Consider the following 12,390-nt stretch of genomic DNA (forward strand, 5'->3'; position numbering starts at 1 on the left):
ATTGTAGAGACGCACAGCAGTGCGTCTACGCAAAGATTGTCGACAAAGATTTTCGCAGAAATACGTGATCTTAGACGCACTGCAGTGCGTCTCTTCGGATATGTGTTGTGTAATCTTAGATTATTAGGTTTGCCTGCGCGCCTTCCCAACCAATAATAGCCGTTTTGCGCGTATTTCCCCACATATAACCGCCGAAGGTTCCTGAGGATTGAATCACTCGATGACACGGAATTAAAAAGGCTACAGGATTGCTCCCAATGGCAGTTCCAACAGCACGAGAAGCATTTGGTTTCTCGATTTGTTGTGCGATTGTTCCATAAGTCGAAAGTTGTCCCATTGGAATTTTAAGTAAAGTTTCCCAAACTTTCAGTTGAAAGTCAGTTCCTTTTAAATGCAGTTTGATTTCGGATAATTTGCTCCAGTCGTTTTGAAAAATAAACAAAGCATTTTGTTGTGACAAATCGAGTTTTCGGGAGAATGCTGCATTTGGGAATTTGTGTTTTAAATTTTCAAATCCGGTTTCTTCATCTTCGGCGAAAGCCATAAAGCAAACACCTTTATTGGTCGACGCCACAATAATATTCCCAAACGGACTTTCGGCAAAACTGAAATTAATTTCAAGGTTTTTGCCACCATTTTTATATTCTGCCGGCGTCATTCCTTCGATGTTTACAAACAAATCATGCAAACGGCTGGTTCCTGATAATCCGGTGTCAAAAGCGGCATCAGATAAAGTAGCTTTATTATTTTCTTTTAGGATTTTCTTGGCGTGTTCGACACTAATATATTGCAAAAATTTCTTCGGACTTGTTCCTGCCCATTCGGTAAACAAGCGCTGAAAGTGAAACGGACTTAAATGCACTTTTTCGGCAACCTCATCTAAGTTGGGTTGTTCCTTAAAGTTTGTTTTGATATAATCGATCGCATCGGCTATTCGATTATAATTGATGTTTTCCTGTGTGTTCATTTTCGTTCAATTTTATAATGCAAATATCGAGCGGTTTTTGCGGGTATAAAATCCGAAACTTGCTGTCTTTTTTTTTTAACCGCAATGGCCGCAAAGGTTACGCAAAGAACGCTATGTTTTTTTTGCTCGCAAAGTCGCGAAGTCGCAAAGTTTTTTTCGTAGTATTGTCATCTTTGTTTTTTTAACCGCAAAGGTCGCAAAGGTTTACGCAAAGAACGCTATGTTTTTTTTGCTCGCAAAGTCGCGAAGTCGCAAAGTTTTTTTCATAGTATTGTCATCTTTTTTTTTAACCGCAAAGGGCGCAAAGGTTTACGCAAAGACCGCTATGTTTTTTTGCTCGCAATCCCGATGGTTATCGGGAGCGCAGCCGCAAAGTTTTTTTCTTTGTCATCCTGAGCGAAGTCGAAGGAACGCAAAGTAGCTCGACAAAGATTGGCTTAAACTTAAACTTAAACTTAAACTTTAAAATTAAAACTTTGCGACTTCGTGACTTTGCGAGAGATTATACAGCTACTTCAAACTTTTCTCCATTTTGTAATTGATAAGCTCAACACCTAATCGGATATTTTTTTGTTTGGTTTTTACAACAAATCCCTTTTTCTCAAAGAAAGGTTTTGCGGTTATGCTTACGTCGGCTGTGATGATTTCTGAGTTTTCCTTTTTGGCTTCGAGTTCTAATTCATTAAAAACTTTATCAGCAATTCCCTGACGCTGGAAATCTTTATGAACACAGAAAAAGTCGATGTAATTTCCATCTTTTAGGGTTCCGTAACCTACAATTTTATCATCAATAAGAGCTAATAAAACAAATTGAGCATGAATAACTTTCAGCCAGCGTTCTACATTGTTTAGTCCTGAAATCCAGGCATCAATCTCTAAAGGACTGTAATCGTTTTTGCAAACCCATTTTATAGTCTCGATATACATTTCCTGCATTTCTGTTAAATCTGAAATCGTAGCTTTTTTGAAATCCATTGTTTTATTTTTAAAATGAATAGGTCTGAAATTGTTGAATATAGATGGCTTAGGACTCTAATCAACCCGAAACTTGAAACAATTTATTCTAATAGAACTAATGCGCCGTAGTTTTAGAAAAAACATTAATAACTACAACACCAATCATAATTAAGGCCAAACCAATTATTGCAGGTAAATCAGGAATTTGCTTGAAGAAAACGGCTCCAATAATTGTAATCAAAACAATACCAACTCCGGACCAAATAGCATATGCAATACCAACCGGGATGGTTCTAATTGCAAAACTTAAAAAGTAGAATGCTGCAAAATAACCCACAATCGTAATAATGCTTGGGATAATCTGTGTAAATTGCTCCGATTTTTTTAAGGCAGAAGTGGCAATGATTTCGAATATAATAGCAATTCCTAAAAAGAAGAAGTTTTTCATGATTAACGGTTTTCACAAAGTTAACTTTTGTGTTGATGTGAAAAGACGAATAGGTAAGAATAATATACTTTTTACGAATTAATTCGAGTTTAAATTATGGCAATTCAATATCCATTAGTTTAAAAGGAACTTTTTTGGTTGATTTATCTGTTTCGATATTAAGCACTAATTTCCAGTTTAGATTTGGTTTTTCTTCAAAATAGTAAGTAAACAAGTTATTGTTGCTCATACTGCCGTTTCGTTCTATTTTCTTGCCGGTTGCATCTTCAAAAAATAAATCGACAAATTTAGTTTTATCACCATTCACATAAAAGTAAACTTTGTTAGGATCATCATTATCGTCAGAGCTAAAAAGGCCGTCGAAGGCACCTACCAGGCCTTCAGCAAGCTGTCTTGCAGCTTCGGGTAGTTTTTTAAGCTCTTCTGCTTTTTTGTCTTTATTCTCTTTGACATATTTTGCATAAGACTCTTTTGTTAGATAAAGGATTTGAATGTCAGATTTGCCAGGGACAAGATTTACATTGGTTTTACTTTGGTAATTAGCGATTTTAATTTCACTGCCATTTGTTACATTAGGATTGTATAGACTCACTTCTCCGCTAAGTTCTTTAATGGTTTTTGATCTTCGGGATGGAACTTTGGTCTCCAGTTTGATTTTAGCGGTCTGATCTATTTTTATATAATCGAAATTTGTCCTGTCCTCATTGATCAAATCAACTCCCTGATCATCGATTGCCTTAGTGATTTTACTGATTTTAACAAATTTGTACTTTCGAACTTCATCTCCCGATATTTTGAGTTCAATTTCGCATTCGTTGTAAAATGAATTATCTGATGTTGATCTTTTTTCATTTATTTCACTAACGGATATTTTTTGAGAGAAAGTGACAGAAGTAAGAAGAAGGAAAAAACTTGTAATAAGTAATTTTGTTTTCATTTTTGATATTTAATGTATTCAGGTTTTGATTATTTTGTTTTTTTTAATTGAAGAAATTTAGTTGTTAAAATCATAAGGGTAATTTATCTCTTTTAAATCGTCTTCTAATAATTTCCAATCTTCGATTTCGTCAACAATTGATAAAACCATTTCTTTGGTTAATACCTTACCTTGATAAATTTCGGTTACTGTTTTTAATGGTATTCCGGTTTCTTTATAAGAATCTTCAAAATATTCACTTGCCCAGTCAATGTAAGTTTGTGGATTTCCGTCAAAAATAGCCAGCAATTCAGCTGAGTTATCATTATAATCTTCAATCATTCCTACTTGCCAATCTCCGGTTTCATTTGTCCATAAACAAAATGTAGTTCCCAGAGAGGCGACCGGTTCACCAAATATAAATTCATTATAAATTTCAGGTAAATTTTTAGTCAGGTCACTTTTTTTATTATGCTGAAATTCGTGTGCAAAACCATTTATTACAGAATGATTTTCAAGAAAAAGAATGTTCATTAAATCGCCGGATCCATCTCTCATTTCGCAGTACTCTTCACCTTTTCCCCATTGAGAGTTGTAGGAGTAATAACGATATTCCCATTCCTGACAAATGATAGCATCTAAAACCGAAATCGCTTTGAAGATATTTTGTAATGAATTTTTATTGGGTAATAATTTAAAATCTTTTGTAGTAATCATTGTTATTTATATTTGATCAGTTCCAAACTGAATTGCTTTTGCCTCATCAAAACAATCAGCACATAATATTTTAAAATCGGCTTTAGCTTCAAAAGCATCATTCCATTCTTCGCCGTTATCCAGCAACCATTGTTCGCATGCTCCGCACCAGGCAATTTGAGGAAGATCTTCTTCGGCTTCAGAATAGAAGAAACCTACTTTTTCTTTTTGGTCTATTGCCATTGCAATATGAATACACGAAAATGACATGTCTTTTGTGCCATGCATTTCGCATACAACTTTTTCGATCATAGTATTACTTTTTCTTGTCTTGCTTTTCTTTTTGTTTTTTCGCCTTTTCCTCTTCCTTTAACCTTTTTTCTTCTTCTTTGGCCTTTTTCTCTTCTTCGTGTTGTTTCTCTAATTCTGCTTTTTTGATTTTATCAGCTTGTATCTGGTTTTGTAAATCCTGAATTTTATTCGAACTCTTTTCGATATCAGTTTTCGATTGGCTTATTTTTTCTTCAGACTTAGCGATTTCTTTTTTAGACTTTTCGATATTTTTTAGAATATCAGAATTGCTGTTTTTTTCGGAGTTAGTTTCAAGCGTTTTTAGTTCGTCGGTTTTGGTCTTTAAATCGGCTTCTTTTTGGGTTGCTTTTTCCTGAAGTTTTTTAAGTTTTTTTTCTTCTTTGGCGAGTTTAGATTCTTTTGTTTCGATGTTGTTCATCATACTTGCCATAGCGCGTTGCTGCTGTTGTTGCTGCAGGAACATTTGGTTTTGCTGTCTTACCATTGCGTTCGAAGCCTGCATTTGTCTTTGCAGACTAGATTGTGCATTGGTCAAAAAAGGCAATAGTAGTATTAAAGTTAAAATTAGGCGTGTTCTCATAATAGGATTTTAGATATTGGGGATTTGAAGTTCAAATGTAAAGTTTAAATTTAAAAAGCGTATATAATATCTGATTATATTAATGTTCTTGGTTTACGTAAGAGTGAAGAATAGAAGCCAATGTCATTAAGTTAAGGGAAAAAAATTAAATGAGGTTGTTAAGCCTGATGTCTAATCAGGTTGTTTATTTGATTATTAGAAAATAAATAAATCTCGAACATTATTAATACACATATTTATATTTGCGGTTTTTGTTCCATCGGAACACCTCATCGGTAGCCCAATAAATTAGGTGTTTTTTTTTGTTCCGTAGGAACGTTTGATTTATAAATAATTGATAAAAATATATACAGAGATTTCTCAAACGTCTCAATGGGACGATATTTCTCACGATGCCTTTTTTTCTACCGACAAGATGTTCCGATGGAACAAATAGTTGTTAATTATACCTCGTCAGGTTGTTTTTGGTTAGCTGTATTTTATTTTAGAAGTCTGAAATCTTGAAACAACTGATAATCTTAATATTTACCAGCATTAAAATCAAAAATCTTTAAATTAATTGCACGCCCTTATAATTTTTAAGAATGGTGATTTGTGATTTTAGATTAAAAAAGAAATTATGGATTGAATGATAATCCGACACTAAAAAACAATCGTACTTTGTCGATATTATTTATCCAGGAAGTATCAAAATGAATAGGGCCTAAAATAGATTGATACGAAATAGAGGCTCCTCCTGATATTACAAGGCTAGGGTCTGAGCCATCATCCCATTTTCCTTTTGGACTAAAGGCTTTATTGATGTATTTATCAAAAGATTCAAACCCCACAGTTGCGATATTAAAATGGGGAGTGAGATAAATTTTTCCCATAAGATTGATTTGAGAAGCAATTTTTAAGCCCATAAATTGCGAAACATTGAGTTCGTCCTCATGCAGGCCGGGAAATGAAAAACGATTACTGCCAGAGCTTGGTATATTTCCTCCTAAGAAATATTTTGAAGCATAACCAAAATCCGAAAATGAGATTTGGCTATCTTTTAGTTTATCCTCAAAAACAAAATAAGAATCAAAGCCAATGATTCCTGTAATTTTCTTTCTTAATAGCGCTCTTTTTTCAAAGCTGAAACCAAATTTTGTATAACCATTTGTTGCACCAGAAATACTGGTTTGATCAGGATCGTTAAAAGAGGTATAAACATCTGATAACAAGGATCTGGTTACATTTGCTTTCATAATTGTTCCGTTTTCAGCAAAGAAAACTTTATCCATGTCATTGTAGGAATAATGCAGGTTTAATTCTATAGTGTTTAAGGAATAATTCGTGATATCGATGGCGTTAGGATTGTATTCTCTGCTGTATTTTGGTTTTAAATTGGCGTATTGATAGTTTAAACCATAGCCAAAATAACTTTTAAGTGAATTTATGTTTCTGTTGATCTCATTATTGAATTCTACAGCATTATAAAGTACATTATCTGAAGCTTTGCCGTTAAAATAAATCTCCTGCCTTAAAAAGGCTCCATAAAGTTCAGATGACCACCACCAGTCCCTGTTTTTTCCAAAGTTTTTCTGATAATTGATTCGTGCTTTTGGCTGTTCTGCAATATCGACTGATAAAAGAAGACGCGATGCTCTGGCAAGAACATTTCTCGCGGTGTAATTAAAAATGATTCCTACGCCCCGGTAAGTGTCATAATGTACAGATGTGTTCAGTTGGTTTTTGGCGCGTTCATGTCCAAATATTGTAACGCCTAGTTTGTCGCCATCTTTGATGAAATAGCTGTATGTAATTTCATCAAAAAGATTCGTACCCATTGCCCGGTTAATACCTGCTATTAAATCTTTGGTGGTATATTTTACATGTGTTTTAAGATTTATTCTTCCTAATACCAGAGCAAGGTTTTCCGGACTTATTTTTTTGTAAACAATAGTGTCAAGAATAAATTCTGCGGGTATGTTTGGTAATTGGTGTGTTCGTTGAGTGTATCCTTTTAATTTTTCGGATAATGTAATTAAAGCTGGAAGGTTTTGTGCTGTTGCAATTTTACCATCTTTATAGATTTCGTCACTATCTGCAAAATCAGCTGTAGAAAAACGTAAGTTAGGCAAGTGGTCTACTAAGATATTGCAAAGTTTTCGGTTTGCCGGGTTCTTAATATTACTGGGGAACATACTGGTTTGAGTTAATATCGTTAAAAGATTGTTCAGTTTGGCGATGGGCTCCAATCCGCCGCCGACATCACTGCCAATAATAAAGTCAGCACCCATTTCTTTGGCAACATCAGTAGGGAAATTATTCATTACACCACCATCAACCAATACTGTTTTTTCGTATGTCATAGGCTTAAAAATACCCGGCAATGACATACTCGCTCTCATGGCATAAGCAAGACTTCCTTTGCTTAGTATAACTTCTTTCCCTTCGGCCAAATCGGTAGCCATGGCTCTAAATGGTATTGGCAGGCTGTCAAAGTCTTTAATATTGTATACCGGATAAGTTAATTCAGAAAGCAGTTCTCTTAAGTTTTGATCGTTTAAAAGAGAGCCAACACTGTTTAGTTTTTTGTCTTTAACACCTATTCCAACTAAATACCGCTGAAATTCTCTTTTTTCTTCTACACTCACAGATTTTAACGACTGGCCACCGCCAAATAATTTATCCCAAATAATATTTTTGGTTAATTTTTCGATACTATCGCCAGAATAGCCCATCGCATACAAACCTCCTATAATGCTTCCCATACTGTTTCCAACAATAAGATCAGGAACGATATGCAACGAATCAAGTTTTTGCAAAAGCGGAATATGTGCAATACCTTTTGCGCCACCACCACTTAATACTAAAACGACTTTAGGTTTCTTTTCCTGAGAAAAAATAATTTGCGGAAGGCAAAGTAAAAATAAGAAGACGATTAAATAAGTTGTTTTTTTCAAGTTTGTACTTTTAAGTATTTGATAAATAGATCCTTACTTTGATTATTAAATGTAAGTAGATATTTATAAACGTGCAATTTTTTGAGAGAAATGTTTTTGTTCCATAGGAACATTTCATTGGTAGAAAAAAAAGCATCATAAGAAATGTCGGGCCTTAGGGACGTTTGACAATTTGTTTCTGTTTTACCATTATTATTTATAAAATCAAACGTTCGGCTACCAATGAGATGTTTCGATGGAACAAAAAAACCCGACAGGTTTTTAAAACCTGTCGGGTTTGAAATAAGTATCAAAAATCTAAGATCAACAATCTTAAATCTAAAATTAATCTAGTATCTGTAGTACTCTGGTTTGAAAGGACCTTCAACCGGAACACCAATATAGGCAGCCTGATCGTCACGTAAAGTTTCCAATTCAACTCCTAATTTAGCAAGGTGCAAAGCAGCAACTTTTTCATCTAAATGTTTTGGTAACATATAAACGTCATTGTTGTAAGCAGCACTGTTTTTCCATAATTCGATTTGTGCCAAAGTTTGGTTAGTGAATGAGTTACTCATTACAAAACTTGGGTGACCTGTAGCACAACCAAGGTTTACTAAACGACCTTCAGCAAGAATGATGATATCTTTTCCAGCGATAGTATATTTGTCAACCTGAGGTTTAATTTCGATTTTAGATGCACCGTGGTTTTTGTTCAGCCAAGCCATATCAATTTCGTTATCAAAGTGACCAATGTTACAAACAACAGTTTTGTCTTTCATTTGCTCGAAGTGCTCTCCAAGAACGATATCTTTATTTCCTGTAGTTGTAATGATGATATCAGCAGTAGCAATTACAGTGTTTAATTTTTTAACTTCATAACCGTCCATTGCAGCTTGTAAAGCACAAATTGGATCAATTTCAGTAACAGTTACAATAGATCCTGCACCTCTAAAAGAAGCAGCAGTTCCTTTTCCAACATCACCGTATCCACAAACGATTACTCTTTTTCCAGCTAACATTAAGTCAGTTGCACGACGTACAGCATCTACAGCAGATTCTTTACAACCGTATTTGTTATCAAATTTAGATTTAGTAACAGAGTCATTAATGTTGATTGCAGGCATTGGTAAAGTTCCGGCTTTTACTCTTTCGTAAAGTCTGTGAACTCCAGTTGTAGTTTCTTCAGACAATCCTTTGATTCCAGGAACCAATTCTGGGAAACGGTCAATAACCATGTTAGTTAAATCTCCACCATCATCAAGGATCATGTTCAATGGTTTTCTGTCTTCACCAAAGAATAAAGTTTGCTCAATACACCAGTCAAATGATTGCTCATCAAGACCTTTCCATGCATAAACCTGAATTCCTGCAGCAGCAATAGCAGCAGCAGCCTGATCCTGAGTAGAGAAAATGTTACAAGAAGACCAAGTAACCTCTGCACCAAGAGCGATTAAAGTTTCGATTAAAACTGCAGTCTGGATCGTCATGTGTAAACATCCAGCGATACGAGCACCTGCAAGAGGTTGTTCGTCTTTATATTCAGCGCGAAGTGCCATTAAACCTGGCATTTCAGCTTCAGCCAATTCAATTTCTTTTCTTCCCCAAGCCGCTAGAGAGATGTCTTTTACTTTGAAAGCCACAAAAGGCGTAGTTGTAGTACTCATTTATAGTATATTTGTATATTGTAAAATTTTTGCAAATTTACGGAATAGGTTTTTAATTCTACCTACTTTCTATAAGATTTGTGAAATGTTTAATTTCTTAATCTTTTGAACTTTAGCTAAATAATTTACTTATTACAAGAAGGTATTGAAATTGAGGAGCTATTTCCTGCTGTCCACTATATCTTTTCCTGGCTAAAGAAGCCAGAAAAAGGATGCCGCTCCCATCAGGGCTAAAAAGATGAGACTTTGATATTTAAACCATATAAGTGATATAAGTTCATTTAAAAAAGATTCTTAATAATAAAGTTAATCGCTAATTGCTTAAATTTACTAATGACATTTGTTACAAGCTAAGTTATATGTATTTACATAACTTACTATGGTTTAGAACACACAAACCATAATTAATAATTCATAATTAAAAGAGAATGCCTTTATTTCAAACCATACAATTCAACGAAACTACCAAAATCTTAATTTGGCACATAACAGAATCTTTTGAGGAGTTATTGAGTAAGGTAGTCTTAAAAGAAAAAACGCAGCAAAGACTCAACGGAATGAAGTCGCAAATGCACCAGCGTGCTTTTTTGAGCGTTCGTATGCTAATACAGGAAATGGGTTTTACAGATCATGAAATGCATTATGACGAATTTGGAAAACCTTACTTTAATTGTCATAATCATATCTCGATTACACATTCGCACGATTTTGCAGCGATTATAATCAGTGATGAAACCGTAGGAATCGACATGGAATTGCAACGCGAAAAAATCCTTCGCATTGCCGATAAATTTGTAGATACAGAAACCAGTTACTTAAACACTCAAAATAAGGTAGATTATATCAAGGAACTTACCGTAATCTGGGGCGCAAAAGAGGCGATATTTAAAATCAGAAACGAAAAAGGAATCAGTTTTAAAGATCATATCAGGGTACATGCTTTTTCATTAAACAAAAATCTAACAGAAGCCAGTTTGCATTTTAATGATCTCGTTGTAGATTTTGATGTACATTATAAAGAGATCAAGTCAAGTACTTCAGGGCAGGATTTTACTTTGGTGTACGCTTTTGAGAAATAAAATTTCACTAAATTCCAATTTTAAAAAAAATCCAAATTCAAATACTCGCGATAATCTTGTCATGCCGATTTCTATAATAAAAATCAAAATTGAGAAAGAGTTCCCGGGGAACGAAATATATTGTAGGGATGGATTTTAATCCATCCTGCGAAATGTAATCACAATTTTGTCATTTCGACCGAAGGGAGAAATCACACAAGAAATTCACGTCCAAAATGTCGCCAATCTTTGTTTAGTTCCTTGCGAAGATTTTTCCTTGTTCGAAATGAGAAACTACACGAAAATATTATTATGAAAACCATTTCCTAGCCCCGATAGAAGTGGAAATCCTTTTGTGCCGGGGTTCGGCACAAAAGATTGGAACGAATAGCGGGATTAGCTCCTGAAAAAAAACAAATAAATATTTACGATTCTGGAGGAACTTCACTTTCTTTTTGTCTGTGCTTAAACATACTCATGTATAAAAAAGTACTCATTTTACGGGCACGTCTTTTTAATGTTTCTACATTTTCGCCCTCAAAATGTTCGTCTAAAGTCTGAAACCAATAGTTTAGCCAGATGCCAAATTCATTCGACGTGATTTTTTCATTAAAATGCTCGTCTACTTCATTATGCGCTACATGCGGATTTCCTTTGTATTTTTTTACGGCAAACAGATTCGTTTCCCAAAAATCAGTCAGTTTTTCCAGATGTGTGTCCCAATCTTTAATCATCATATTAAAATAAAAGCCGATCTCTTCATCGGCTCTTATTTTAGCATAAAACTGATGTACTAAATACGAGATATCAGCTCTGTTTTCTATTGGTTTTCTCATAGAATAAAATTGTTCAGGATGATCAATAACACACTTAAAATAGCACTTGTAATAATAAAGTTAAAAACTACTTTGTGTTTCATTTGTGCAAGTATAGAAGTATTAGCTAATATACAAGCCAGAACAATAATAGCCAATTGTATCATTTGACCAATAGAGGTTCCGTGAGAAAGAATATACATTGCTGCAGCTGCACCTAAACAGCTTTGACCAATTACAGCCATTGCTGCAGAACCCATATAATTTTTATTGAAATTTTCGAATGTTGTTTGATATAGTGTCATGATATTTGTTTTTATAATAACAAAGGTACAGGCACTTCAGTTCTTGTTTTTATGATTAAAATCATAAAAAAAGAACTTTTTTATCGGTATACTTTTCTGTTTATAATCTTTAGAACGCCCTTTTTTTCAAGAGCTTTAATGGTTCTAATTACGGTTTCGACACGCAAACCGGTTAAGTCTCCTATTTGTTGTCTGGTAAAATTGATGAGGTAACCGTTTTCGTCTTTTGTGAAATTAAAATAAGCGATTCCGTGATCGATTAATTTAAGGACACGGTGTTCAGGTTCCTGCGTAGACATTTCTGCCGCCATAACCGATTTATAATACAATCGTTGGGCTAAATTCTCGATGATTTTAATACTTACAGTTGCGTTTTCTTCCAGCAATTTCATAAAACTGTTTTTAGGCAGCACAAGAACTTCTGCATCTTCAACAGCAATTGCATTGGCAGGATAATTTTGGTTTAAAAATAAAGGCGGTTCACCAAAAGAGTGACCTTTATAAAAAATTCCCTGAATAAATTCGCGGCCATCATCATTGTAATTACTCATTTTTACCTCACCGGAAATGATCTGATAATAATGCGTAGGGAGATGACCATCTTCAAAAATAATTTCGTTTTTATCGAAAGATTTTTTCAGGGCGCCATATTTTTCCAACAGATCAATTGCAATCATAATTTTGTTTTAGCTATAACACAAATATAATTCATTCAAAATAGTTCTTCTACATTAAAAAACTTTTACTTTTACGC

13 protein-coding genes are annotated in these 12,390 nt (G+C 34.3%); 1 reads left to right on the forward strand and 12 read right to left on the reverse strand.

Going from position 1 to position 12,390, the window contains the following annotated elements; translation table 11 throughout:
* Positions 1 to 115: 115 nt before the first annotated feature.
* From LNP81_RS08695 to ahcY, 9 genes are all read right to left on the reverse strand, one after another.
* The gene (locus LNP81_RS08695; RefSeq protein WP_230035056.1) at positions 116 to 967 is read right to left on the reverse strand and encodes a bifunctional helix-turn-helix domain-containing protein/methylated-DNA--[protein]-cysteine S-methyltransferase; all 852 of its coding nucleotides are present in this window, start codon (positions 965 to 967) and stop codon (positions 116 to 118) included.
* 510 nt (positions 968 to 1,477) lie between these two features.
* Positions 1,478 to 1,942: a GNAT family N-acetyltransferase gene (locus LNP81_RS08700; protein WP_230035059.1), complete on the reverse strand. Its 465-nt coding sequence runs from the start codon at positions 1,940 to 1,942 to the stop codon at positions 1,478 to 1,480.
* 97 nt (positions 1,943 to 2,039) lie between these two features.
* Entirely contained in the window at positions 2,040 to 2,372 is a 333-nt protein-coding gene (locus LNP81_RS08705) for a DMT family transporter (RefSeq protein ID WP_065448073.1), read from the reverse strand.
* Between the two features lie 94 nt (positions 2,373 to 2,466).
* Positions 2,467 to 3,309, reverse strand: coding sequence for a hypothetical protein (locus tag LNP81_RS08710; RefSeq protein ID WP_230035061.1), 843 nt, complete (start codon positions 3,307 to 3,309; stop codon positions 2,467 to 2,469).
* A gap of 57 nt (positions 3,310 to 3,366) precedes the next feature.
* Positions 3,367 to 4,005, reverse strand: a complete 639-nt coding sequence (locus tag LNP81_RS08715; protein WP_230035063.1) for a hypothetical protein — start codon at positions 4,003 to 4,005, stop codon at positions 3,367 to 3,369.
* 6 nt (positions 4,006 to 4,011) lie between these two features.
* Positions 4,012 to 4,296, reverse strand: coding sequence for a hypothetical protein (locus LNP81_RS08720; RefSeq protein WP_230035064.1), 285 nt, complete (start codon positions 4,294 to 4,296; stop codon positions 4,012 to 4,014).
* 4 nt (positions 4,297 to 4,300) lie between these two features.
* On the reverse strand, positions 4,301 to 4,876 hold the full coding sequence (locus tag LNP81_RS08725) for a hypothetical protein (RefSeq protein ID WP_230035065.1): 576 nt from the start codon (positions 4,874 to 4,876) through the stop codon (positions 4,301 to 4,303).
* Between the two features lie 617 nt (positions 4,877 to 5,493).
* Positions 5,494 to 7,812, reverse strand: coding sequence for a patatin-like phospholipase family protein (locus LNP81_RS08730; protein ID WP_230035066.1), 2,319 nt, complete (start codon positions 7,810 to 7,812; stop codon positions 5,494 to 5,496).
* 329 nt (positions 7,813 to 8,141) lie between these two features.
* On the reverse strand, positions 8,142 to 9,458 hold the full coding sequence (ahcY, locus tag LNP81_RS08735) for an adenosylhomocysteinase (protein WP_065448069.1): 1,317 nt from the start codon (positions 9,456 to 9,458) through the stop codon (positions 8,142 to 8,144).
* A gap of 428 nt (positions 9,459 to 9,886) precedes the next feature.
* Here ahcY and LNP81_RS08740 point away from each other — a divergent pair, with 428 nt between their 5' ends.
* Positions 9,887 to 10,537, forward strand: coding sequence for a 4'-phosphopantetheinyl transferase family protein (locus LNP81_RS08740; protein ID WP_230035067.1), 651 nt, complete (start codon positions 9,887 to 9,889; stop codon positions 10,535 to 10,537).
* Between the two features lie 404 nt (positions 10,538 to 10,941).
* Here LNP81_RS08740 and LNP81_RS08745 read toward each other — a convergent pair whose 3' ends face one another.
* From LNP81_RS08745 to LNP81_RS08755, 3 genes are all read right to left on the reverse strand, one after another.
* Positions 10,942 to 11,352, reverse strand: a complete 411-nt coding sequence (locus LNP81_RS08745) for a group III truncated hemoglobin (RefSeq protein ID WP_230035068.1) — start codon at positions 11,350 to 11,352, stop codon at positions 10,942 to 10,944.
* Positions 11,349 to 11,636 (reverse strand): hypothetical protein, encoded by a 288-nt coding sequence (locus LNP81_RS08750; RefSeq protein WP_065448066.1) that lies wholly within the window; start codon positions 11,634 to 11,636, stop codon positions 11,349 to 11,351. Before LNP81_RS08750 ends, LNP81_RS08745 begins: the two co-directional genes overlap by 4 nt.
* Positions 11,637 to 11,716: 80 nt before the next feature.
* The gene (locus LNP81_RS08755) at positions 11,717 to 12,313 is read right to left on the reverse strand and encodes a Crp/Fnr family transcriptional regulator (RefSeq protein ID WP_230035069.1); all 597 of its coding nucleotides are present in this window, start codon (positions 12,311 to 12,313) and stop codon (positions 11,717 to 11,719) included.
* Positions 12,314 to 12,390: the final 77 nt, after the last annotated feature.

This window comes from Flavobacterium piscisymbiosum, assembly GCF_020905295.1.
In the GTDB taxonomy this organism is placed as follows: domain Bacteria; phylum Bacteroidota; class Bacteroidia; order Flavobacteriales; family Flavobacteriaceae; genus Flavobacterium; species Flavobacterium piscisymbiosum.

Bases quoted from the DNA above. Each gene is read 5' to 3' on its own strand.
- ahcY (WP_065448069.1), bottom strand. From the start codon at position 9,458: ATGAGTACTACAACTACGCCTTTTGTGGCTTTCAAAGTAAAAGACATC.
- LNP81_RS08715 (WP_230035063.1), bottom strand. From the start codon at position 4,005: ATGATTACTACAAAAGATTTTAAATTATTACCCAATAAAAATTCATTA.
- LNP81_RS08740 (WP_230035067.1), top strand. From the start codon at position 9,887: ATGCCTTTATTTCAAACCATACAATTCAACGAAACTACCAAAATCTTA.
- LNP81_RS08755 (WP_230035069.1), bottom strand. From the start codon at position 12,313: ATGATTGCAATTGATCTGTTGGAAAAATATGGCGCCCTGAAAAAATCT.
- LNP81_RS08705 (WP_065448073.1), bottom strand. From the start codon at position 2,372: ATGAAAAACTTCTTCTTTTTAGGAATTGCTATTATATTCGAAATCATT.
- LNP81_RS08720 (WP_230035064.1), bottom strand. From the start codon at position 4,296: ATGATCGAAAAAGTTGTATGCGAAATGCATGGCACAAAAGACATGTCA.
- LNP81_RS08725 (WP_230035065.1), bottom strand. From the start codon at position 4,876: ATGAGAACACGCCTAATTTTAACTTTAATACTACTATTGCCTTTTTTG.
- LNP81_RS08700 (WP_230035059.1), bottom strand. From the start codon at position 1,942: ATGGATTTCAAAAAAGCTACGATTTCAGATTTAACAGAAATGCAGGAA.
- LNP81_RS08695 (WP_230035056.1), bottom strand. From the start codon at position 967: ATGAACACACAGGAAAACATCAATTATAATCGAATAGCCGATGCGATC.
- LNP81_RS08750 (WP_065448066.1), bottom strand. From the start codon at position 11,636: ATGACACTATATCAAACAACATTCGAAAATTTCAATAAAAATTATATG.
- LNP81_RS08745 (WP_230035068.1), bottom strand. From the start codon at position 11,352: ATGAGAAAACCAATAGAAAACAGAGCTGATATCTCGTATTTAGTACAT.
- LNP81_RS08710 (WP_230035061.1), bottom strand. From the start codon at position 3,309: ATGAAAACAAAATTACTTATTACAAGTTTTTTCCTTCTTCTTACTTCT.